This window comes from Phycisphaeraceae bacterium, assembly GCA_019636795.1.
In the GTDB taxonomy this organism is placed as follows: Bacteria; Planctomycetota; Phycisphaerae; order Phycisphaerales; family UBA1924; genus JAHBWW01.
Map to the genome: position 1 here is coordinate 175,524 of JAHBWW010000006.1, position 23,088 is coordinate 198,611.

22 protein-coding genes and 1 other RNA gene are annotated in these 23,088 nt (G+C 62.1%); 8 read left to right on the forward strand and 15 right to left on the reverse strand.

Annotated elements, in window-relative coordinates:
• Positions 1-2: 2 nt before the first annotated feature.
• The 4 genes from lnt to rpe all read right to left on the reverse strand — a co-directional run bounded on the left by lnt (position 3) and on the right by rpe (position 4,201).
• Positions 3-1,784 carry an apolipoprotein N-acyltransferase gene (lnt, locus tag KF757_13240; protein MBX3323942.1) on the reverse strand — a complete coding sequence of 594 codons (1,782 nt, stop codon included), beginning with the start codon at positions 1,782-1,784 and terminating at the stop codon, positions 3-5.
• A 6-nt stretch (positions 1,785-1,790) separates the two neighbouring features.
• Complete coding sequence (gene accD / locus KF757_13245) at positions 1,791-2,633, reverse strand: acetyl-CoA carboxylase, carboxyltransferase subunit beta (protein ID MBX3323943.1); 843 nt, start codon at positions 2,631-2,633, stop codon at positions 1,791-1,793.
• Positions 2,634-2,697: 64 nt separating this feature from the next.
• A complete protein-coding gene (locus tag KF757_13250) occupies positions 2,698-3,315 on the reverse strand; it encodes a histidine phosphatase family protein (protein MBX3323944.1) in 618 nt (205 codons plus the stop codon).
• 205 nt (positions 3,316-3,520) lie between these two features.
• A complete protein-coding gene (gene rpe, locus KF757_13255) occupies positions 3,521-4,201 on the reverse strand; it encodes a ribulose-phosphate 3-epimerase (GenBank protein ID MBX3323945.1) in 681 nt (226 codons plus the stop codon).
• Positions 4,202-4,292: 91 nt separating this feature from the next.
• On the opposite strand from rpe, the gene KF757_13260 reads away from it, so the two are divergent.
• From KF757_13260 to trpB, 5 genes are all read left to right on the forward strand, one after another.
• Positions 4,293-5,732 carry a UDPGP type 1 family protein gene (locus KF757_13260; protein MBX3323946.1) on the forward strand — a complete coding sequence of 480 codons (1,440 nt, stop codon included), beginning with the start codon at positions 4,293-4,295 and terminating at the stop codon, positions 5,730-5,732.
• A complete protein-coding gene (locus KF757_13265; GenBank protein ID MBX3323947.1) occupies positions 5,732-6,556 on the forward strand; it encodes a prolyl oligopeptidase family serine peptidase in 825 nt (274 codons plus the stop codon). Before KF757_13260 ends, KF757_13265 begins: the two co-directional genes overlap by 1 nt.
• 134 nt (positions 6,557-6,690) lie before the next feature.
• On the forward strand, positions 6,691-7,974 hold the full coding sequence (locus KF757_13270; protein ID MBX3323948.1) for a TlpA family protein disulfide reductase: 1,284 nt from the start codon (positions 6,691-6,693) through the stop codon (positions 7,972-7,974).
• 105 nt (positions 7,975-8,079) lie between these two features.
• Positions 8,080-9,447 carry an MFS transporter gene (locus KF757_13275; GenBank protein MBX3323949.1) on the forward strand — a complete coding sequence of 456 codons (1,368 nt, stop codon included), beginning with the start codon at positions 8,080-8,082 and terminating at the stop codon, positions 9,445-9,447.
• The gene (trpB, locus tag KF757_13280) at positions 9,413-10,768 is read left to right on the forward strand and encodes a tryptophan synthase subunit beta (protein MBX3323950.1); all 1,356 of its coding nucleotides are present in this window, start codon (positions 9,413-9,415) and stop codon (positions 10,766-10,768) included. Before KF757_13275 ends, trpB begins: the two co-directional genes overlap by 35 nt.
• Positions 10,769-10,793: 25 nt before the next feature.
• Here trpB and KF757_13285 read toward each other — a convergent pair whose 3' ends face one another.
• From KF757_13285 to KF757_13300, 4 genes are all read right to left on the reverse strand, one after another.
• On the reverse strand, positions 10,794-12,437 hold the full coding sequence (locus KF757_13285) for a hypothetical protein (GenBank protein MBX3323951.1): 1,644 nt from the start codon (positions 12,435-12,437) through the stop codon (positions 10,794-10,796).
• A gap of 86 nt (positions 12,438-12,523) precedes the next feature.
• Complete coding sequence (locus KF757_13290; protein ID MBX3323952.1) at positions 12,524-14,062, reverse strand: PDZ domain-containing protein; 1,539 nt, start codon at positions 14,060-14,062, stop codon at positions 12,524-12,526.
• Positions 14,059-14,649 carry a phosphoribosylglycinamide formyltransferase gene (locus KF757_13295; protein MBX3323953.1) on the reverse strand — a complete coding sequence of 197 codons (591 nt, stop codon included), beginning with the start codon at positions 14,647-14,649 and terminating at the stop codon, positions 14,059-14,061. Before KF757_13295 ends, KF757_13290 begins: the two co-directional genes overlap by 4 nt.
• The gene (locus tag KF757_13300; GenBank protein MBX3323954.1) at positions 14,646-15,038 is read right to left on the reverse strand and encodes an acyl-CoA thioesterase; all 393 of its coding nucleotides are present in this window, start codon (positions 15,036-15,038) and stop codon (positions 14,646-14,648) included. The genes KF757_13295 and KF757_13300 overlap by 4 nt, the downstream gene beginning before the upstream one ends.
• A 123-nt stretch (positions 15,039-15,161) precedes the next feature.
• On the opposite strand from KF757_13300, the gene nadB reads away from it, so the two are divergent.
• Positions 15,162-16,826: an L-aspartate oxidase gene (gene nadB, locus KF757_13305; GenBank protein ID MBX3323955.1), complete on the forward strand. Its 1,665-nt coding sequence runs from the start codon at positions 15,162-15,164 to the stop codon at positions 16,824-16,826.
• Entirely contained in the window at positions 16,823-17,392 is a 570-nt protein-coding gene (locus KF757_13310; protein ID MBX3323956.1) for a hypothetical protein, read from the forward strand. Before nadB ends, KF757_13310 begins: the two co-directional genes overlap by 4 nt.
• Positions 17,393-17,429: 37 nt before the next feature.
• On the opposite strand, the gene KF757_13315 is transcribed toward KF757_13310, so the two are convergent.
• The 5 genes from KF757_13315 to ffs form a co-directional block, all read right to left on the reverse strand.
• Positions 17,430-17,804 (reverse strand): YbaB/EbfC family nucleoid-associated protein, encoded by a 375-nt coding sequence (locus KF757_13315; GenBank protein ID MBX3323957.1) that lies wholly within the window; start codon positions 17,802-17,804, stop codon positions 17,430-17,432.
• A 6-nt stretch (positions 17,805-17,810) separates the two neighbouring features.
• Positions 17,811-18,170, reverse strand: coding sequence for a hypothetical protein (locus tag KF757_13320; protein ID MBX3323958.1), 360 nt, complete (start codon positions 18,168-18,170; stop codon positions 17,811-17,813).
• Between the two features lie 113 nt (positions 18,171-18,283).
• Positions 18,284-19,438 carry a DNA polymerase III subunit gamma/tau gene (gene dnaX / locus KF757_13325; GenBank protein ID MBX3323959.1) on the reverse strand — a complete coding sequence of 385 codons (1,155 nt, stop codon included), beginning with the start codon at positions 19,436-19,438 and terminating at the stop codon, positions 18,284-18,286.
• Between the two features lie 31 nt (positions 19,439-19,469).
• Positions 19,470-19,979 carry a prepilin-type N-terminal cleavage/methylation domain-containing protein gene (locus tag KF757_13330; protein ID MBX3323960.1) on the reverse strand — a complete coding sequence of 170 codons (510 nt, stop codon included), beginning with the start codon at positions 19,977-19,979 and terminating at the stop codon, positions 19,470-19,472.
• A gap of 156 nt (positions 19,980-20,135) precedes the next feature.
• Positions 20,136-20,234, reverse strand: an RNA gene (ffs, locus tag KF757_13335) — signal recognition particle sRNA small type.
• Between the two features lie 59 nt (positions 20,235-20,293).
• On the opposite strand from ffs, the gene KF757_13340 reads away from it, so the two are divergent.
• Positions 20,294-21,610, forward strand: coding sequence for a TRAM domain-containing protein (locus KF757_13340; GenBank protein ID MBX3323961.1), 1,317 nt, complete (start codon positions 20,294-20,296; stop codon positions 21,608-21,610).
• A 67-nt stretch (positions 21,611-21,677) separates the two neighbouring features.
• Here KF757_13340 and KF757_13345 read toward each other — a convergent pair whose 3' ends face one another.
• Positions 21,678-22,166: a nuclear transport factor 2 family protein gene (locus tag KF757_13345; protein MBX3323962.1), complete on the reverse strand. Its 489-nt coding sequence runs from the start codon at positions 22,164-22,166 to the stop codon at positions 21,678-21,680.
• A 237-nt stretch (positions 22,167-22,403) separates the two neighbouring features.
• A complete protein-coding gene (locus KF757_13350; protein ID MBX3323963.1) occupies positions 22,404-23,078 on the reverse strand; it encodes a hypothetical protein in 675 nt (224 codons plus the stop codon).
• Between the last annotated feature and the right edge of the window lie 10 nt (positions 23,079-23,088).

Genomic DNA, 23,088 nt, shown 5'->3' on the forward strand with positions numbered 1-23,088 from the left:
AGTCAAGTTCGGTGCTCGGCGTCTGACTGTTCGTCGGCCTGAACAGGGATTTTTCTTCTCGATTGGGTGGGGAGAAACGTCCAAAGCCAGGCCGATGCGGTTCCAAGGAAGCAGGCCCAGCCGAACACATCCCCGATTTTGGCATAGAACGTCGAGGATTCGGTCAAAGGAACGTCGATGATGGCGAGCCCCCAGGCGTTGGAGGTTGCCCATTCGCCGGTGCGTGGATCCTGAGCACCTCGTGCGATTTCGCGGCCTCGCTCGTCGAAGACACAGGAAATGCCAGTGTTGGCGACGCGGACGAGGGGCTTGCCGAGTTCGATTGAGCGCCAGCGGGCGGTCAGGAGGTGGTGTTCGCGTCCGGGGTCCCACTGGCCGAACCAGCCATCGTTGGTGAGGTTGATCAGGACCTGAGCATCGCGACCGAGGCGTCGGCAGACGGCGGGCATGGTGGACTCGAAACAGATGGGGGTGCCGGCGACGAGTGTGGAGCCGTCGCGGAGCTTGATGTTGACCGGGGCGAGTGTGCGTCCGGGGAGGAGATCGAATCGCATGCCTTGTGCGCCAAAGCCCAGCATCTTGTTTTCAAGCCAGGGCCAGCGCGAGATGACGGGCATGATTTCGCCGAATGGCGTGAGGTGGACCTTGTCGTAGCGTTTGGTGGGGGGCATGCCATCGTCGAGGACGAAGACGGAGTTGTAGCGTCCGTCGCTGTCGTAGGCGAAGCCCTGGTCACCGGGAAGATTCGAGATCTGCAGTCGCTCGTATGCAGCGCCGCCGATGAGCACGGGGATTCGCATGACGCGCTGAATCGCGATGAGTTCTTCAGCCATGAGGGTCGCGGGCATCGCTGTCTGCACGCCATCGGGCGCGATGTAACTCCAATAGAGGTCGGCATCGGCTTCGTGGAGGAGTGACTCGGCGTCGAGCGTCATGCCGGGAAACATGGCTTCGGGCAGGGCGATGAGATCGGGCTGTTCGCGGGCGGCGTAGGCGATGAGCGTACGCATCTGCACCCAGTCGGCGTAGCGGTCTTCGGGAGTCCATGACGTCTTGATAGATTGAGGAACGCTGGTCTGTACGATGGCGATGCGAACAGAACCGGCCGGGCTTGGCCATGGATTGATCACAAGCCCGAGCAGGCAGAAGAACACAAAGTCGCCTGCTGCAGCAATGATGGCGATAGGGTGCATACGCGCCACGGCGGCGAGGACGGCTGTCGATGGAAGCGCTGCAACGGCCGACACCAGAAACGTGCCTCCGAGAGGCGCAAGATAGTTGAGCACTGTGGTACCGGCCAGAGGATGGGCGAGCAGATACCACGGATATCCGGTGAGAAAGATGACGCTGCGAAAGAACTCGATACCGACCCATAGCAGAGGCCAAAGGAGGAGCATTGCGGGAGCGAGGCGGAAGATGCGGGCCGAGGCCCAAACGAGCAGGACGTTGAATCCTGAGAGCAGGATTGCCAGCGGGAGAAATCCGAACGATGAGACCGAAATGACCCAGTGCTGGGCCACAATCCAGAACGGGAGGGTGCCAACCCCCGCCCAGAATGCTGCGACAAGAGGGCGATGGCGTGCGACCAGAGCGATCCAGCCCAGCGGCAGTGGTGCGATCAGCGCGAGAAACCAGAGATCGAATGGTGGAAAGGCGAGCAGCAGCAGGGCTGCATGACCAAGGCCGGCACCCAGCGCGCAGAAGCGGACACGGTGTACGGTGGGCGGGCGCGTGGCAAGGAACCGGCGAGAAAGACTCGGGTCAGCGTGCTCGGTCGCAAGCATGGGTGCTTAGCCGCCCGCGTAGTCGATGAGGCGGGCGATCTCGGTGCGCAGATCGGCCCGCGCGACAACCCGATCGACAAGGCCCGAAGCCAGGAGGAACTCTGAACGCTGGAACCCGTCGGGAAGGTCCTGGCGGATGGTCTGACGGATGACGCGAGGGCCGGCGAAGCCGATCAGAGCCTTGGGTTCTGCAACGATGACATCGCCGAGCATGGCGAACGATGCGGTGACGCCTCCGGTGGTTGGATCGGTCAGGACGGAGATGAACAGGCCTCCGGCGTCGTCGAAGCGAGCGAGTGCTGCGGAGGTCTTTGCCATCTGCATCAGGCTCAGGCCCGACTCCTGCATGCGTGCGCCGCCTGAGCAGCTGACGATGATGAGCGGCAACTTATCCACAGTTGCAAGCTCGATGGCGCGTGTGACGGTTTCGCCGACGACACAGCCCATGGAACCCATCATGAAGGTGAGATCGAGGCAGCAGAGCATGGCGGGACGGCCTTTGATGAAGGCGCGGCCCGAAACGACGGCGTCATCCTGTCCCGTCTTGGCGCGTTCCCCGACGAGGCGGTCCTTGTAGGACTTGAGGTCGGTGAAGTTCATGGGGTCGGCTGCGATCAGGCCCTCGAACATGCGCTCAAATGTCCCGGGGTCTGAGAGTTGCGCTATACGCTCAGTTGCTGAAATGCGGAAGTGGTGGGTGCATTCCGGACAGACATGGAGGTTTGCTTCCATCTGTCGGCGATAGATCATCTGGTTGCACCCGGGGCAGCGGAGCCAGAGTCCTTCCGGAATGGCTGCCCGTCGGAGGGGCTTGAGTTCCGCCCACGTGCGAGTCGCAGTCTGTGTCATGTGTTTTCCCACATCAGACGCATCGTGCGTCCGGGTCGTTCACTGATTCTTAGCGTAACACGGTTCAGGATTCCGCGCGGACGGAGGCAAGCGAAAGTTGCTCGCGGTCGACCTCGTGCCATTCGAGGCACGGGCCCTCCTTGATCGCGGTCCAGAGGTGCCCAAGCGGAACGGCCCGCATCCAGCACCGGATGATGGCCCACGCCATCGGACGGACAACAATACCTATTCGAGTGTGTCCGCTCTTTGTCTTCTCCAATGCGCGGATCAACGCATCGAGGATCCGCAATTCTGCATCATGAAGGGATTCACCCCCTGGAACCTGTACGGAACTGGGATCCCCGAGCCATTGCTTGAACGCTGTAGGATAGCGCTCGGCCAGTTCGGACTCCCGCAATCCTTCCCATAGGCCGAGATTGACTTCCCCCAAATCAGGAATCTGCTTGAGCCTGGCATTGGCGGCGGTGGCGAGCATCTGGGCGGCGGAAGTCGTCGATTCATCCGGGGAGCACAGCACAAGGTCCAGCTTGAGATCGGAAAGTTGGTCGAGTTGTGCTTCCATACCTGCGCGTCCAGAATCGCACATCGGGAGGTCCGAGCCTCCAACGAGGCGGTCGGACTCGTCCCACTGCGTGACATTCGATCGCACAAGGAACAAAGAGAACGCTTTGGTCTTGGACATGGGTGATGCGCCTCGGGGGCGGGTTCCGGCGCGGCGTTCGGCCGAAGCGGAACGAGCAGTGTAGCACCAGTGTCATCGGCAACAAAGAGCCCGAGAGACGAGGATCGAGCGTCTTGTTCTGGTCCTATAAGGGATGTGCCACTATGGGGGTCGTGGGACGGGTTTTGATGACCCGCGAGGGGCTGGGAGTCCAGAATTTGGGGATTTATCCTCGAATTGAGGCAATTGCGGAGGCACGCTGGTCTTGCGGGAGGTTGAAGATGGCCGAGGCGGCCACGAGGACGTTGCAACCGGCGTTGCGTGCGGCGCGGGCTGTGTGGGGTGCGATGCCGCCGTCCATTTGAATCCATGCCCCGGGGCCGAGATGCTCGCGGAGGGTGGCGACCTTGGGGAGGACGTGCTCCTGAAACGATTGGCCACTGAAACCGGGCTGGACGCTCATGACGAGCAGGAGGTCGAAGGATGCGGCGACATCGAGGACTGCTTCGACTGGGGTGGCAGGGTTGAGAGCGAGTCCGGGGGTGAGGCCGAGGCTTCGGATGTGGGCGGCGCGCTCGATGGCACCGGGCGAGTCGCTGACTTCGATGTGGAAGGTGAGGTGATCGGCACCGGCCCGGGCGAAGGGTTCGAAGAACTGCTCGGGTCGTTCGACCATGAGATGCACATCGAGGCAGGAGTGGGCGAAATGTTTGCGCAGGGCGCGGCACATATCGGGCCCCATGGTCAGGTTGGGGACGAAGTGGCCATCCATGATGTCGAGGTGGAGAAGGTCGGCACCGCTGGAGAAGACGGAAGCGCATTCGTCAGCCATGCGTCCGAAATCGGCCGAGAGAATGGATGGCGCGATGAGCGTGCGATCGGCAGCAGAGCGGAAGCATGAAGGCATGGCGGAGTGTATGGAGATTCGGGGTGCGGTCGCGGTCCTACGATCTGATCACGAGAATGATGAACACAAACACCCTGCGGAGGACGATGCGATGACCTTGCCCAGCACTGTGCCGAGCATCGAGGAACTCCGGCCGACCTTGTCGCGTGCGGGGCAGGAGCATGTGCTGCGTTTTGTTGATGAACTCTCGGCTGAGGAGTGCGAGAGGCTTGCGGCCCAGATCGCGGCGATTGATCTTGAGGAGATTCCGGAGTTGGTGTCGCGGTATGTGCTGTCGAGCGAGGCCGAGCATGTGCCGGGCGACCTGGAGCCGGCGAACTACTACCCGCTGGCGGGCGAGCCTGCGTGGGATGTGAAGCGGTACAAGGCGATGGGCGAGGATTTGCTGTCTGAGGGCGCGGTGGCGTGTTTCACCGTTGCGGGCGGGCAGGGGAGTCGGCTTGGCTATGAGGGGCCCAAGGGCTGTTACCCGACGGGTTCGGTGACGAGCAAGCCTCTGTTTCAGATCTTTGCTGAGAAGATTCGCGGTGCGGAGCGGACGTACGACGAGGATGTGCCGTGGTACATCATGACGAGCCCGCTGAATCACGACGAGACGGTGCGGTTTTTTGTGCGCAACGAGTACTTCGGGCTTGATGCCGAGCGGGTGATGTTCTTTATGCAGGGGACGATGCCTTCGTTCGAGTGTGCGACGGGGCGGATGCTGATGTCGGGCAAGGGGACGATCGCGACCAATCCTGACGGGCACGGGGGTTCGCTGCGGGCGCTGGCGCGGAGCGGTGCGCTGGCGGACATGCGCCGGCGCGGGGTCGAGCATATCAGTTACTTTCAGGTCGACAATCCGAATGTGCAGATCACTGATCCGGTGTTCATCGGGTTGCATGTCGGCGCGCCCGATTCGACTGGCGAGATGTCGAGCAAGATGATTCCGAAGAGTGGGCCGGAGGAAAAGGTGGGGGTGTTTTGCAGGTCCGGGGGCAAGACGCGTGTGATCGAGTATTCGGATCTGCCGCGAGAACTGGCGCACGCGCGCGATGAGCGGGGGAGGTTGCGGTTTGTCGCCGGCTCGATCGCGATTCACATGCTCAGCGTGGGGTTTGTGGAGAAACTGAACTCGGATGCGGGTTTTGCGCTGCCGTATCACCGTGCGGTGAAGAAGGTGCGGCATGTGGATCTGGACACGGGCGAGATGGTCGAGCCGCGCGAAGCGAACGCGGTGAAATTGGAGCGATTCGTCTTCGATGCCATCGCGCTCGCAGGTTCGTCGATCGTGATGGAGACGGATCGGGTGGAGGAGTTTGCGCCGGTCAAAAACGCGGAAGGTGTGGACAGCATCATCACGAGCAAGGAATTGCAGAGCGCCAAGGCGGCACGGTGGCTCGAGGCTGCGGGGGTTGTTGTGCCCAGGCGGGACGATGGCTCGCCGGATTGCGTGCTCGAGATCGGCGGGCTGACGGCGATCGCGCCCGAGCGGCTGGATCGCTCGGAGTTGCCGGGCATGATCGAAGCAGGTTCACAGGTGGCGATCTGATGTCCGAACGTCTGGCGGGCATGCCGCGATCGGTCGTCGAGCGGGCCAAACTGGTGCGTCTGGGTGATACGCAGGTGCCGACGCTGCTGGCGCATCCGGATTGGCAGACCCCTGCGCCGGTGGTGTTGTGGATGCACGGGCGGACGGTGAACAAGGAGCTCGACCCGGGGCGCTATGCGCGGTGGCTGCGGGCAGGCGTTGGGGTGTGTGCGATCGACCTGCCGGGGCATGGTGAGCGCGGCGACGCTCGGCCCAGCGACCCGGCGAACTCGCTGGCGCTGATCGAAGAGGCCTTGGGCGAGATCGACAGCGTGATCGACGCGCTCTCGATTCATGACGGGGTCTTTGATCAGGATCGTCTTGGTATCGGAGGGATGTCGCTCGGGGGGATGGTTGCGTTGCGAAGGCTTTGCGAGCCTCACACCTTCAAGGCGGCGTCTGTCGAAGCGACAACCGGGTCGCTTGAGCATTTGTATCTACCGGGGCCTGATGGCAAGTCCTGGCCGGTGAAACATGATCCTGCGCGGGTCAAGCAGTTGGACCCGGCGGCTCATCTCGCGGAGTGGAGGGCGATTCCGGTGCAGGTGCTGCACAGCGAGGCGGATGAAATGGTGCCTTGGGCGACGCAGGAGCGATTTGTGGGGTTGTTGCGCGAGCGTTACGAAGAGGTCGGCAGCGACCCGAGTTTGGTGGAAGTTCGCACGTGGCCCGAGACTGGTGCCCCGTCAGAACACATCGGATTTGGTCGGGAAAGCAATGAAGCCAAGACGTTGCAGGTTGAGTTCTGGGTGCGTCATCTTGCGCCTGTGGGTTTTGTGGGGTGAATAAGTGAGCACGGGACGGTGATTATGCCGTAAAGTGTTGTCTAGAGGGCGCAAGCCCGGCGCGACGAGGCGGGGCCTCGGGTTGCGCAGGTTCAGATTTTCGGGTGAGCACACTGAAGTGAAGGAGTGTTGACATGAAGATGAAGAGTTGGTTGACAGCGGCTGCGGCGTTGTGCGTCGCGGCCGGGACGACGTTTGCGGCTCCGCCGAGCGATGCGGCCTTGGCTGAGAAGGTGCGCGAGTATGAGCAGACGATGGCCAAGACGCCGCGTGCCGAGCAACTGGCGACGCGGACGGAACTGATCAAGAAACTGCTGGGCGATGAGACATTTGCCGAGTACAGCTCGTCGCAGATCGAGACGGTGCTTGGTCTGGTTGTTGCCGACGAGGCGCTGCGCGATCGCGCGATTGCCAGGCTTGCGGAACTCAAGGCGCAAGAGTCTCCCGAGGGGCTCAATGCCGAACTGGTGCACACGCTGATGCAGATGTACGCGCGGCGTGGATCGCCGACGGCTGACGATGTGAAGCGCATGCTCAATGACCCGAGGCTGGTGCAGTTGGTGAGCAAGGGTCAGGGGCTGAGCATTTTCTCGCTGCTGGGCAGCGTTCGTGGCGGCGGGCTGAGCGATTCGGTCGAGACGCTGATGAAGTTGACGCGGGCATTGCCCGAGACGCTCGCGCCTGGCAAGGCGGATTCGATCGCGAATCTGTATACGACACTGGCGTACACGGTTCCCAATCCGTCGGAGCAGTTGGCGTCGCTTCAGTCGCGTGCCCTTGCGTATCTCGATGCGGATATCAAGTCGCTCAAGGGCGATGACGCGAAGGCGACCTCGCCTCAGATTGCGTCGCTTGAGAAGACTCGTGATCGGCTTGCGGTGATTAATGGCGCTGCGCCCGAGATCGAGTTCATGTGGTATTCGGAAGACGGCTCGGTGACGAAACTGTCGGACCTCAAGGGCAAAGTTGTGATCATCGACTTCTGGGCGACGTGGTGCGGGCCTTGCATCTCGGCGTTTCCGAAGGTGCGCCATCTGGCTGAGCATTACAACGGCTACCCGGTCGAGATCGTCGGCGTGACGAGCATTCAGGGCTCGCACTACCGCACGAACCCGCAGACCAACGAGCGCGAAAAGATTGACACCAAGGACGACACGCAGAAAGAGTTCACGCTCATGACCGAGTTCATGAAGGAACTGAACATGACGTGGCCGGTGGGGTTCTCGAAGGAGAACGTCTTTGATCCGCGCTACGGGGTGTACGGGATTCCGCACATTGCCATCATCGACCCGGCGGGGAAGGTGCGTGTCAACGGCCTGAACCCGCACGGCCTGACCGATGTGCAGGAGCACGCGCTGATCGACACGATTCTCAAGGAGTTCAATCTGGCCACGCCCGACTTCAAGCCGCATGGCTGAGCGAGCGGTAGTCTGATTCAAGCCCAACGCAAGCATTGCAGGGCCCCCTCATCGGCGAGGGGGCCTTTTTTTATTTTGCGCGACTGGTGTATCCTCTGGCCTGGCATGCTGCGAAGACTCAACCCATTTCGCTCGCTCGACAACCCGAAAGAGGTCTGGGCGTGGGGCATGTACGATCTGGCGAATCAGAGTTTCACGCTGCTGATCATCACGCTGTTGTTCCCGATTTATTTCAAGAAGGTCATTGTTGGCGATGACGTGCGGGGCGATGCGTTGTGGTCGATCGCGGGTTCGGGAAGTCTGCTGATTGTGGTGTTGCTTTCGCCGCTGGTTGGTGCGGCTGCCGATGCGTATGGCATCAAGAAGCGGCTGCTGGTGCTCTCGGGTGTGGCGTGCGCGGCGTTGACGGTGATGCTGGCGGTGATCGGCGCGGGGATGGTTGCGGTCGCCATGGCGGCGTTTATTGCAGCGAACATTGTGTATCAACTGGGCGAGAACCTGCTGGCAGGATTTTTGCCCGAGATTTCAAACTCGCGCAACATCGGCCGCATCTCGGCGACGGGCTGGACGATGGGGTATGTCGGTGCGTTGGTGCTTCAGGTGCTGGTGGTGGGGGGGATGCTTGCCTTCGGGCTTGCTGATACGTTGAACTGGTGGTGGTTTTTTATTCTTGCCGGGTTGTGGTTTGCAGCGGGGATTGTGCCGCCGGCGTTGATTCTGCGTGAAGTGCGTGCAGCGGAGCCTCGAGAGCGTCAGTCGCTGCTGCGTGCGACATTTTCGCGTCTTGCGGAGACGATGCGTCGAGCGCGCGAGTTTCGACAGCTGCGTGTGTTTCTGACGTCGTTCTTTGTGTACGCCCTGGGCGTGCAGACGGTGATCTACTTTGCGGGCATCATTGCCAACGACTTCGGCTTGAGCGATGTGAAGTTGATGCTCTTTGCGTTGCAACTGTCTCTGACCGCGGGCATCGCTGCCGTGGCGACGGGGCTGTATCAGGATCGGATTGGTGCCGTGACGACGGTGGCTGTGTTTCTGGGGGTGTGGATTCTGACCGCGGCAGGGTTGCTCGGGTTGACGCTGATTCCGGCGGGCTCCAGAGCCGACAACGAGTGGATGTTCTGGGTGGTTGGCAACGGTGTGGGGCTTGGGCTTGGGGGCATCGGGACCGCGAGCCGCTCGGTGGTTGGGCTCTTTACGCCTCGGCACAAGACGGCCGAGTTCTTCGGGCTCTGGGGGATGACGTACAAGTTTGCCGGTGTTGTGGGTGTGCTGATGTTCGGGCAGGTCAAGGCGCTGGTGGGGAATTCGGCGTCGATGGTGGTGCTGCTGGCGTTTTTCGTTGCGGGCCTCGTGCTGCTTACGCGGGTCAATGGCGGGGCCGGGGTGCGAGCGGCCAAGCGGGCAGAGCGGGTGCAGGCCCGGGCATACGCTTTGGACAATGACCGAAGAAACCCCCGTACTGAAACTGAGTGAATATCCGACACCCGATGGTCGATTCGGGCAGTTTGGGGGCGCGTATGTGCCCGAGACGCTCGTCGCGGCGCTTGAGCAATTGGCGGATACTTACCGACGTGTGCGAGAGAGCGACCAGTTCTGGAGTGAACTTGGGGAGTTGTTCCGCACCTATGTCGGTCGACCGACGCCGCTTTATGACGCCGATGGCCTGACGCGACACGCTCGCCGCAACCTTGATGGCAAACTTGGCGCTCACTTCTGGCTCAAGCGCGAAGATCTGGCACATACGGGCGCGCACAAGATCAACAACGCGCTGGGGCAGGCGCTTCTTGCGACGAAGATGGGCAAGAGCCGCATCATTGCCGAAACTGGTGCCGGGCAGCACGGCGTGGCCACCGCTACGGCGTGCGCGCAGATGGGGCTCGAGTGCGATGTGTACATGGGGGCAGAGGACGTTCGCAGGCAACGTCTCAACGTGGTGCGTATGCAGATGCTTGGTGCTCGGGTCATTCCTGTCGACTCGGGCTCGCGCACACTCAAGGACGCGACGAACGAAGCCATGCGCGACTGGATGGGGTCGGTCGAAAACACGCACTACATCATCGGGTCGGTCGTCGGGCCGCATCCGTTTCCGGCGATTGTGCGTGACTTTCAATCGGTCATCGGGCGAGAGACCAAGGCGCAGTCGCTGCGGAACATGGGCTCGCTGCCGGACGCTGTGGTCGCATGTGTCGGCGGCGGATCAAACGCGGCGGGCATTTTTCACGCCTTTATCGACGACAAGGTGCGGCTTGTCGGGGTCGAGGCTGGTGGGCGATCGAATGCCATCGGGGAGCATGCAGCGCCGCTGTCGTTGGGTTCGCCTGGCGTGCTGCATGGGTCGCTCAGTTATGTGATGCAGGATGAGAACGGGCAGACGGCGGACGTTCATTCGTGCTCAGCGGGGCTTGATTATCCGGGCGTCGGGCCGGAGCACAGTTTCTGGAAGGATGCGGGCCGGGTCGAGTATGCGTCGGTGACGGATGCTGAGGCGATTGATGCGTTTCTGGTGCTCGCGCGGACCGAAGGCATCATCCCGGCGCTCGAGACATCGCACGCGATTGCGCACGCGCTGAAACTCGCGCGTGAGTTGCCACGCGAGGCCAATATCGTCATCAATCTTTCCGGCCGGGGCGACAAGGATGTCGAGGAAGTCCTGCGATTGCTCGGCGGGGAAGTCAAGCCGGCCGAGGGGCGCGTGCGTCACCAGCGGCAGAAGCGCGAACGCAAGAAGGACGAACCTCGAGGCTACGTGCCTCCGAGCGGATCGAGCGAGGAAGAAGATCGCGTGACGGAGTGACGCAGCGCCACGCGAGGCCGATGGGTCATGGATGCTGCGATGAGTCGTCGATGCTTTCTACATCTTCGTTCTCATCGACAGGGAAGAGAGTTTTCGATTCGATTTTTTGCTCGGGGTATGGTGTCGGATGCAATACCCAATCACCTGAGTGGTCCTCGCCGTCTTGCAGATACATGTGAGGGATGGCAGCGAAGCGGTTGGTCGAAGGGCGGCCGAGGTCGTCAACACCATCACGCCCGAGCGAGTACAACACAAACCCCGACTCTGTCAGGCGGTAGCGCAGCGTTTGGCCATCGACAGGATCAAATGGCAGCCCCGGCAGCAATGACGGCACAAGCACATCGAGCGACTGCGGATACGCCCCGTGCGCGAGGCGATAGCGCTCGATCGCCACAACCGTGAGCATCGCGTCGCGGGCGGTGTCGATCCGATCAAACGTGCGGTATGCCGAGGTGAACGCAGGCACAAGCTGACTCAACAGCGAAAACTGGCTGCGACCGATTGGCGAGATTGAATCATAGAGTGCATTCAAGGCAGCGCCGTCGCGCTCCCAAGGTCGAAGTCGCCCTTGTGTCTCCTGAGTGTCAAAGATTGTCTTGTGCTGTGTCGCGAGTGTCTGGCGATTCGGAGCTAGGAGCATCATCGTTGCGACATGGACAGGACTTGAAGCGTCGGGGGATGTCGTGACGAAGCCCGAGGCGATGAAGCGTGCACCCGAGAGCGTCAGTCGTCCGTTGCCGTTGCCATCGTCCGAGTATGTGCGCTGGAGAATGTCATCGAAAAACAGGCGTTCATACTCGAGATTGGGCACGAAGCGTGTGAGCCCGTTGTCGGTTGCGGGCTCGCCTCGACCGATGGTGCGCAGGGCCGAATCGAGCGTTGCAAGGTGCAGCTCGGCGAAGAGATCCGGGTGATGGGTGATGATCTGCGAAAGAGAGTTGAGCGCGAGACTTTCGATTGCAACCTGCACAAGCTGTCCGATGATTGTCTCCGATTCAGCCGCCAGACGACCCATGTTCAGGAGCGCAGCCAGGTCTTCGACGACACGATCGCCCTGTCCGCGCGAGGCAGCGATGTGAGCATCTGCTACCAGTTCCTTCGAGAGTCGGCGGATCAGACCCAGTTCGTCAAGAACAACAGACAGGAGCAGCGGCGGCCCGACCATCGGCGGGACGGGCGCAGGGGCGGGTGTGTAGCGATCACCGACCGCTTCGGCCTGCGCGGCGAAAAACTCGTGATCGGGTTCGGCCGACAACAGGCGACCAAGCATCGGCCGAGTCGATGCCTCGCGCACAAGATCGAGCGCAGGCTGAATGCTGTCGATGTAGGCGATGCTGTCTTCCCACGCGGGCCACGTCGGATATTGTGGCAACTCGGCCGTGTCTGCCTTGCGGCCGTGCAAAGTGTACTTGATCAGCACAGCCTGCTTGATCAGTGGCCACGCCCGGTCCGACTCGGGAACATTGGCGTACCGCTCATTGAACTGCGCGACATAGTCGCGAGGCGTGCCCGGTTTGGCAAAAACCTGAGGCAACATCCAGATCAGCAGCGCTACGACCAGCAGGAGCGGCGAACACATGAGCAGCAGACAGCCGGTGCGCCGTTTGCGCTTGCGCAGAGCGTGCCAGTCGGCAGCGTCGAAGTCGGGAGAATGTGTGTGTTGACTCATCGATCGATTCCATGCTGAGGGTTCTGCGCAGATGCTGCGCAGAAGTGTACAGCCGAGGCTCGTGACTGGTTGCACCCGATCCGACGCTATGGCTGAGGCTCGCGCTGGCGCAGCGGCACATCGGTCCGCCCATGCAGGCGCCCGCGGCGGTAGGTGACGGTCACGATCTGCCCGGACTGTGATTTACCCAGCTCGCGGATCAGTTCCTGCAGGTCGCGTGTCGATTGATCGTTCACCGATGTGATGACATCTCCCAGCCGAAGCCCTGTCTCTCGCCGCGCCGAAGCATCCTTGAACCCCACAACCACAGGCCCATCACCCTTGCCCGGTTCGAGATTCAGCCCCATCGTCACAGCAAGATCATCGCCCGATTCGGGCACCATCGGCAACTCACGCACCCACGCCCGATAGTCGGCGTGAATCTCGTCAAGGGGCTTGCCAAGCACCTGCGACAAAGCCGTCAACCCGGATGGATCGGCATCGTGCGTGCTGCAGACCTGAGTGTACCACTCGCCGAGTTTCCCGCGATCGTGCAGATAGAGAAAGAACGTGCGCGCCAGCGCATACTGCCGCAGCGGACGACTGGCGGAAAACCGCTCGTGCGAAAGGGCTGTGAGTTGCTCGATCGAAGGCAGATTGCCCGAACGCTCAAGACGCTTTGCGATGTTGGTGCGCCACGAGGGCACAGGCCATAGCGTCTGGCCGACGACATCGCAATCTTCGACGAGCGATGCCAGACCTTCCTGAATCCAGATCGGGCTCTCGATTCCTCGGCGATTCATGTCGCGCCAATGCAGCACATGCACGAACTCATGGCGAAGCGTCGCACCAAGATCCTTGGCCACCAGTCGCCTCTGATCGTGGTCGTAGGCGCCGCCGATCTGGCTGAAGGTCGCTCGCGCACTTGGCCCGAATGTCAGCACCGACCACGAGAGAAACCGATCCTCGCTGGGCAAGGCTACCACAACCCATGAATCCAGCGTGTCAGACTCCGGCTCGGCAAGTTCGGGAATGATCGAGTGAATGAAGGCCGCGACGCGCTCGATCTCGCGCACTGCATCATCGGTCAGAGTCGCGTCATGCGAAGAGAGCAGTTCGACGCGCAGGGCTTCGAGCGTGCGGCTCTGAGCCCGCGAGCCCATCCATGTGGCTGTATTTGCAGCGTTCGAAGCCCGGTGCGCCTCGATCAACCGAGGCCAGCGCTCGACGAGCGTTGCATAGCGATTGTCCTCGCGCAGCCTTGCGAGCGATTCGTCACGCGCCAGTTGCCTTGCGTCGATGAAACCCGTCTCGATCGCCCGCAGGAGCGCCATCCATGCTGCATCGAGATCATCGAGTCTTGAACGCGCGCACGCAAGGTTGTAATGCGGCACGAAGTTCATCGGATCGAGCACCGCCTGCTCGGCAAAAAGATCGGCAGCCGCGGCGTAGTCGCGGGCTTCATAGGCAGCCAGCGCGCGGGTCTGAATTTCATTGGCCTGCGCGCGACGTTCGAGTGAATCGACCAGTCGCTGAACATTCGCGTTGGGTTCGGAAGCATCCTGCGATTGCGCCATGCCGCCCGGAACCAGCACCGCGAGGCCGGTCGCGGCTGACAGAATCGCACTGCGAAAGTTGGTATTCATGGCTCACCCGATGATACACGCTGCGCGATCAGATCATTCAGCGCCTGCGGATACGCGATGCACTCCTGCTCGAACACGCGAGCCGCGAGCGTCTCGGGCGTGTCATCAGGCAGCACCGGGCACGTGCGCTGCAACAGAATCGGGCCTGTGTCATAACGCTCATCACACAGATGCACTGTGCATCCCGAGGTTGTGCGCCCGGCACGAAGCACCGCCTCGTGCACCTTCAGGCCGTGCATGCCCGGGCCGCCAAACTCGGGCAGCAGCGCGGGATGAATGTTCACGATTCGGCCTCGCAACGCTTCGGGCACAGGCACCAGATGCAGATAGCCCGCGAGGACCACAACATCGGCCCGGCTCGCCTCGACCAGCGAGAGCAGGTGCTCAGCATTGAGTCGCCCTGCGATGACACGAGTCGCAAGCCCTCGCTCACGGGCACGCTGCTCGCCAAGGCACTCGCGCGACGCAACAACCAGCGCGATCTCGGCGTCAAGTTCGCCGCGATCAATGGCATCGGCAAGATTGAGCAGCGTCCTGCCCGAGCCCGAAAGCAGCACCAGCAGCCGGGCACGCGACTGAGACTTCATGACTCGCTCGACTCGCGCTGAATCGGCGTCGGGCGGCAGTGTTCATCCAGCGCCACAAGCGTCAATGTGGCGCTTGTGACGCGCACCGCGCGCCCGGATTCGACTCGTTCGGATTCCACTTCAACGCCGACCGTCAGGCTTGTGCGCCCGACCCGCTTGGTGTATGTATAGAAACTGACGACATCGCCGACTCCGACGGGCGCGTCGAAGTCGACTCGCTCGATCGACGCGGTGACCCATGTGAACGCCCCGTGTCGGCGTGCTTCGACGTACCCGGCCTGGTCGATGTACGCCAGAATCACGCCGCCGAAGATCGTGCCATAGTGGTTCGTGTCGGCCGGGCGGGTCACAACGCGCAGTGCAAGATTTCGATCGGCCTGTTCAGTCATGGCGAGGGAACGATAGCGTTCCGGTTCGGGGTACGTTGGTCACGCCGGCCTGTGCAGCGACCAGGCATCCCCCTGATTCGCCTCCAGCCTTGCAGCCCTCCGGCGCGCTACGTTTTGTCATCCATGAACCGCGTGATCGATGAGCGCCGATACCTGATTCCCTTCCGCTCCAGCCTCCTGCCGCAGATCTTTACGGAGGTGCTGGTTATTGGCGCCGGGGTTGCGGGGCTTCGGGCAGCCGTCGAGGCCGCTGCTCAAGGTTCGGAGGTCATCGTACTTTCCAAAGACACCCTCCGCAATACGAACACAGCCTGGGCCCAGGGCGGGATCGCCGCGATTCTGCGCGAAGACGATTCAATCGAGTCGCACGTGCAGGACACGCTCGCAGCGGGCGCGGGTCTGTGCGATGAACCGGCAGTCCGCCTCGTTGTTGAGCAGGGTCCGGAGAGGCTGCGCGAACTCATCGACTGGGGCATGGCTCTTGATCGCGACGCAGCGGGCGAGCTTGCCGTCGGACGTGAAGGCGGGCACAACGCCTTTCGTGTGTTTCACGCCGGGGGCGATGCCACAGGCCGCGAACTCGAACGCTGCCTCTACGAGCGCATGCTCAAGACAGGGCGCGTGCGGTTGTTCGATCATTGCTTCTCGCTCGACCTCATCACCCAGGGCACCGAACCGGGCGCACCCGTGCTCGGCGCGATCACGCATCACGAACGTTTCGGCTTGCAGATGATCTGGGCTCGCACCACAATTCTTGCCAGCGGTGGAGCGGGGCAGTTGTATCGTGAAACGACCAACCCCAAACCAGCAACTGCCGACGGTCTGGCGATGGCGTATCGCGCAGGTGCAACTCTTGCCGACATGGCATTTGTTCAGTTTCACCCGACGACGCTCTACCTGCCCGGTGCGGGGCGAAGCCTGATCTCCGAAGCCGTGCGCGGCGAAGGGGCACACCTTCTCGATGAGGCGGGCAACCGCTTCATGCTTGATGAACACGACATGGCCGAGCTCGCGCCGCGCGATATTGTCGCGCGCGCCATCGTCCGGCAGATTGCGCGCCAGGGCGGACGCCACGTGTGGCTCGACTGCCGACACCTTGCGCATTTCGAGCACCGCTTCCCAGGCATCTCAGCCGAACTCAAACGCTTCGAGCTTGACCCCGCACAAGATCTCATTCCTGTTCACCCCGCTGCCCACTACATGATCGGTGGCGTGCGCTGCGACCTTCAGTGCCGCACCGATGTGCCGGGGCTGCTCGTCGCCGGTGAAGTCAGCGCATCGGGCCTCAACGGCGCGAATCGACTCGCAAGCAACTCGCTGCTCGAAGGGCTTGTTTTTGGGCAGATCGCCGGCGCGCTCGCTGCCAAGGCTGCTGCTTCCAACGGCTCGCGTCCCGGCCCTGTCCCCGTTGTGAGTGATATTCGCCCGAGCGACCATGGCGAACTCGATCTCGCGGATGTCCGTTCGAGTCTGCGTTCAGCCATGTGGCGCAATGTGGGCATCGAACGAACCGGACCCAAACTCCACGACGCCAACGACATGTTCGATTTCTGGTCTCGTTACACACTTGACAAGATTTTTGACGAACCGACAGGGTGGGAGACGCAGAATATGTTGCTGGTGGGCTCGCTTGTTGCGCAGTCCGGAGCCTGGCGCGAGGAATCGCGCGGTGCTCACGCCCGGGCCGACTTTCCCAATCCCGTCGATCGCTTCCGGGTCCATGACCTTTGGCGACGCGGGCGGAGCCAGCCCCTGCTTGTCGACCTTCCGGCGGAGGTGACGGTGTGAAGCCGGTCAGTTTCATCCTGCTCGCAGCCACCATGATGGCACTGGCCGGATGCACTCGTTACGAGCGTGTCGTGCACTATCGCCCGCCGCTTTCGAGCATCGCCGGGGCGCAGTCGGGCACACCATTCGTCGGCGGGCCCAAGGGAGCAGGTCGTCAGGCTCCAGCCGACAATCGCATTCGCATCGAACACGAAGACGGCCGCATCGAGCTCTCCTCACGCAACTCGCTGCACCTCCTCACGCATATCCGCTCAACGCTCGTTGCCGAAGAAGAACAACTCTTCACCGAACAGGTTCTGAGCGAAAAAACGCGCAACGAGTTCATCGAGCGTGGCTACGACCCGGTCGAGGCATTCAAAGAACTCAAACGCCGCGAACGCGATGTCTACGCCCTCATGGCCCGCATGCCCATGGCCGAGTTCACGCCCGGTCTCTTTTTGCGCAACATCGGCCGCAACGAGTTCCGCCTGCGCATCGACCCGCGCGGTGCCGACAAGCTCGCGTGGAAGTCCGTCGACATGATCGTCGAGAACGGGCAGTGGCGATTGCGCTGGTTCAGCGAGTAACACTCGCGCGGTGTCACGACACACCGGCCTGCACAACTCAGCGAGGCAGAATCTGCTTCAACTGTTCGCCCAGACCAGGCAGACCCAGCGCATCGCCCTCATCATCGATCACCGCGATGGCGGCAGCCTGCGCCTTCTTGAGCGCGTCATTGACCGCCTCGGCAATCAAGTGCTCGCCCAGCCTGCGGTCGTCCTCTCCACGCGCCATGCCCGAAGCCAGTACCGGCGAGATCGTGACCGATTCGACATCCATCTTCCCCGTCATCGTCACCTGCACCAGATCGCCTTCGCTGCGCCCAGTGAGCCTCATCCCGTCGAGGCGCTTTTGAATCCGGTCGCCCGCAGCGGTGATCTGATCGCGGTTCTTGAGAAACCCCGCCACAGCCCCCATCAACTTGAAATTCTCGAACATCGCGCGCTAACTCCTTCGCCCCTTGGGCTCGATGCGACGAGGCTGTGCATCGAGAATCTCCGCAACACTCTTGACCAACGGATGATCAAACTCCGTATCCGCAGCCGTCCGAGGCAATGGCGTCTGGGTCGCAGGCCCTGCATCCACGCCTTGCGCGTCGCCGCGCACATCACCAAGCAGCACCACTTCAACATCGCCCCGGCCCATCACACGACGAAACAGCGTCTTGATCTCGACGAGATTCGCCTCGACCATTGCCTGCTTGCCCGCTTCGGCTTCAATCTCGACGCACCCATCCTCACGCTCACTCGCGCGCAGACGCGACACCAGCACCGCAAGGCTCGGCCGCTCACACGCCGCCGCCACACGCTCGATCAGCGAACCCGAAGCCGTCGAGCCGTTCGCGACACCGGCATCATCTCGAATCGCGTGTGGTCGATGGTTTGGGGCGGGCGGAGCAGATGTCGGCTCCTCCGCCCTTACCGTTTTTTTGCCAGTGCTCCGCGCCCTGCATTCCCCGTCGTTGCCGATGGAGTGGCCGACGCCGTCGCGGCTGCGTCCGCAAACTGCTCCGTCAGCGCCAGCCTCACCAGCGTCGCTTCGATCAGAGCCCGGGGCGAAGCCGAATTGCGCACCATCCGCTGCACCGCATCGCAGATCGCAATCATGTGCGACAACTGCGCAGCCTCGAAATGAGCCGCTCGCGCAGCCTCCTGCGTTCGCGCCACATCCGACAGTTCCACCAGCGGCGTCTCTCCGCCGCATGCTGCAATCACCATCAGATCGCGGAAGCGCTCACACAACGTCTCGAGGAACAGATTGCTCCCCGACCCGCGCGAAAGCAGATCATCCGCAACCTCAAGCGTTGTGCGCACATCGCCCGACGCGATCGCATCGATCAGCGAACCGACCAGCTGCCGATCGGGCAGACCAAGCAGGCTCGCGAGCAGCGCAACCGTCAGTTTTTTCTCGCCCGCAGCAATCACGCGATCGAGCAGGCTCAGCGCATCACGCATCGACCCGTTGCCGAGTTTGGCCACTTCCTGCACCAGTTCAGGCTCGGCGCTCAGCCCCTCAGCCTTGATCACGCTCGACAGATGCTCGGCAATCCGCGATACAGCGATATTGCGAAAGTCAAACCTCTGGCATCGACTCTGAATCGTGGCAGGCACCTTGTGCGACTCGGTCGTGCACAAGATGAACTTGACGTGGGCCGGGGGCTCCTCCATCGTTTTGAGCAGCGCGTTGAACGCATTGGTCGAGAGCATGTGTACTTCGTCGATGATGTAGATCTTGTAAGGCCCGCGCATCGGGATGTAGTTCGCATTGGCAATCAGATCGCGCGCGTTATCCACGCCCGTGTTGCTCGCAGCGTCGATCTCGATGACGTCCGTATCCTGACCCGTCATGATGGCCTTGGCGACTTCGGGGTTGGCATCGGCCTGGTTCAGCGCCTTGGCGAAGATCCTCGCCATCGAAGTCTTGCCCACACCCCGCGTGCCACAAAACAGATACGCATGCGCGACGCGGTTGTGCTCGATCGCCGCTGCAAGCGTCCGGGCGATGGGTTCCTGTCCGACCAGTTCGTCGAAAGAGTTGGAGCGGTATCGGCGTGCAAGGACGGTGTATGACATGCGACGCGATTGTAGGGTTCTCCCCGCCCGCTCAGCCCCCCAGTTCGATCTCGATCGATCCGCCCGAGCCGACCGGTTTGGCTGTGTCGCTCAGACTGGTCAATTGCGTCCCGTTCACCAGGTTGTACAGCGCCAGCGTCGCCGCACTCGATCCCCGCGTCGGCACGCGCGCCCTGAACTCCCCGTTGTCGCGGTTGTACCAGTACGCGATCCGACCCTCAACCGTCTTGATGCTCGGCTCAGTGACCGACGCGCCGCCGCTGACCTGTTGCACCTGCCGCGGGTCCGACGCGGTCGCAAATGGGTTCTTCGGGATCTTCCTCCCCGCAAACCATGTAGCGTCGATCGCAGTCGGAGGCTTGCCCTCGATCGCGATCACCTCGTCGATCTTCGACCGCACGATGTTCACATTCGCCTGAGCCGCATGGACCTTGGCGTTGGCACTGAACGATGACATCCGGGGCACCGCGATGGCACCAATCACACCGAGGATCACGACAACCACCACAAGCTCGATCAGGCTGAAAGCGCGAGTACGCACGAAACAACCATCGACGGGACGTTTGTACCGCTTGAGCGGGCGCTGGCGTCAGAACACCAATGAGACGAGCGAAACCCGATTGAACCTCACAGGACGCATTCGTCCCCATGCTTATCGGGCAAGGACCCGTCAGCAGCACGTTCGCCCACGACGGTTGACGGCCAGGACACCGGCGGTACCGGGCGACGGCCGCTTATGGCTGCTGCGGTCAAGCCCTGACCAGTTTCACGGGCCACCCGTACACCGGGCCCGGCCGTCAACCAACGCGGGAACCATCATTCTACGCCGCCGCCCCGCTGTGGTACACTATTCTCATGCCACGATCCAAGGGCGCAGCCTCCGACCCACGCGCCCCAGCAAACCCCTTCGAAGCCGCACGCAGGCAGCGGGCACTCCTCGTCCGCGCAACTCGCGCATTCTTCGTCATCCTCGTCATCACCGTCACACTCCTGAGCCTCTTCGCCGTAGGACGCGACCTGGGCGTCGAAGGCCTCGACCGGCAATTTGGAATGAACTGGGTCGCTGTCGTCATCGGCGCACTCGTCTTCGCCGCAATCGTCCTCGCAATCGATGTCTTCACCCCGCGAAAGAAAATCGCAACCATCTCCGGCGTCCTCTTCGGCCTGCTCATGGGGCTCGCCGCAACCGTCGCCCTCGGGTTCGTCATCGACCTCGTCGTCGAAACATGGCTCAGCACCTCCAGCGGAAAACTCGCCCCCGGGGCCGAAACCTTCTCCCGCACCGCAAAGGTCCTTCTGGGCATCAGCCTCTGCTACCTCTGCATCACCACCGTCCTTCAGACTCAGGACGACTTCCGTCTTGTCATCCCCTATGTCGAGTTCGCCAAGCAGATCCGGGGCATGCGCCCGCTCATCCTCGATACCTCCGCCATCATCGATGGCCGGCTCATCGAAATCACCGAGACCGGCTTTGTTCAGGCACCGGTCGTCATCCCGCACTTCGTCATCGCCGAACTCCAGTTGCTCGCCGACTCGAGCGACCGAATGAAGCGCACGCGAGGCCGCCGCGGGCTCGACATCATCGCACGCCTCCAGCGATCCCCCGCGATTGATGTCTCGATCGACGAAACCTCCGTCCCCGGCAAAGCCGTCGACCAGCTCGTCGTCGAACTCGCGCGACAGATGAATGGCCTCGTTGTCACCACCGACTCAGGCCTCGCCCGCGTCGCCGCCATCGCCAGCGTCCCTGCCCTCAACCTCAATGACCTCGCCAACGCCCTCAAGCCCAGCGTCCTGGCCGGCGAAGCGTTCAGCGTTCGCGTCGTCCGCCACGGCGAGCAGGAAGGCCAAGGCGTCGGGTATCTCGACGATGGCACAATGGTCGTCGTCGAAGATGGCTCCGACGCCATCGGGCGCGAAGTTCCCGTCACCGTCTCCAGCACGCTCCAGACCAGCGCAGGCCGCCTCATCTTCGCGCGTCAGTTCCCCGACAAAGACACGGACGAATCTCCAGACGTCGAAAGCACCGACGCCCAAGATTCACAGCCGCGCAACTCCGTTCCGTCGCCTCATCCTGCTTCTCCAGCCACAAACGCAGGCGCGATGGGCCCGTCCGCCAGCCCCGATCGCGGCACCCGCCGCCGCGGCTCACCACGAAATCCCCGCCGCTGATGTGCCACCGATCCGCGGCTCTGAGCGGTCGGTGTGCCTTGGTTCAATCTGCTCATACATACCTCCCCTAATCTGCATTCCCACCTTCCTCCCGAATCATCTTCACAACCTCCTTCGCCACATCGTTCGGCACCAGAAACGTCAGGCTGTAGTGCTCGATGCGCCAATCTCCCGCATCCCGACTCAGCACGCCGGTGCTCCGAAGCGTGCCATACGACTCATTCGACAAAATCTCATCAAACCACGCCGTGCGTCCGCCCGCCGCGATCTCCACATGCCGCTCAACCGGCACATACGTCCACCCTCGCCCCGCCGCGAAGTAAGGCTCGCAAAACGCCCGAAACTCATCCCGCGTCCACCGTTCGCTCGCATCCGTCCCCAGAAACACCGAACCATCGCTCATCAGACCGATGTACCCCTCCAGATCCGCCCGCGACGCAGCCGCGTGATACGCATCAATCACCCGCTCGATCCGCACAATCTCGCGCCCCCGATCGCTGCACCCGACCAGCACAACCACAACACTCGCCAGCACCACACTCATCTCAACGCGCATAAAAAAGGCTCCCTTCAGGATGAATCCCAAAGAGAGCCTAATCGAAGGGGTTCAACTTCGCAAATCCCGCACTCTCTCCCGAATCCGGATCTCTCCTCCAACTCCGGACTTCTATTCCAACTCCGTACCTCTACCCGGACGCCGGATCTTTGGGCTCACAGTGCATGACTCCTCACGCAAACCCGACATGCCCAAAGGTCCGGGTTGAATTGCATCATCAAACCCCGCACAGCGCACTCACCGCCGCCGCCGGCCCATCAGTCCAAGCCCAAGCAGCGCAAGCGCCGACCCCGGCGCAGGCACCAGGTTCTTCTCCACCCATTCGATCGCCAGTTCATGCTCATCCTCATCGAGCCCATAGTTGAACACCGTCCAGATCGCGTCCGAAGCCGCAATGCCCGGGTCCGTCACCGCAAACTGAATTTCGAGCAGATAGATCCCCAGATCCACATCCGAGGGCAGCAGAAAATCCCAGTGCTCGTCAAACTCCCCGCCGCCATACATAATGTTGAACCCGCTCACCAGCGAGTCGCTCGCGGGCGTCGTCACACTCGCAGGCCCAAACTCAATCGTCATCGGCACCGCCGACACCGTGAAGAAATCCTGATTCACCGTGTCCCACACGCGCAGCGCCGCCAGGATATTGAACCCGATCCCCGTCCCGGGCGCAAACGTTCCCGCCTGCACAAAGATGCCGGGTTCGTCAGCATAAATACTGCCAAACGCCTTGCTCATCTCCGCCGCAAACACGCGCTCGCCGATGTGCGAGATCGTCCCGCTGTCATGATCGCCGATCCCGGTCACAATCTTGCCATCGATCACCACCAGACCGTAATCGCCTTCGTCGTGCCCCATCGCGCCCGCTGCGAGCGCACCGATAGCCGCCAGACCTGCAATGCAGTTCTTCATCATCCAGCCCTTT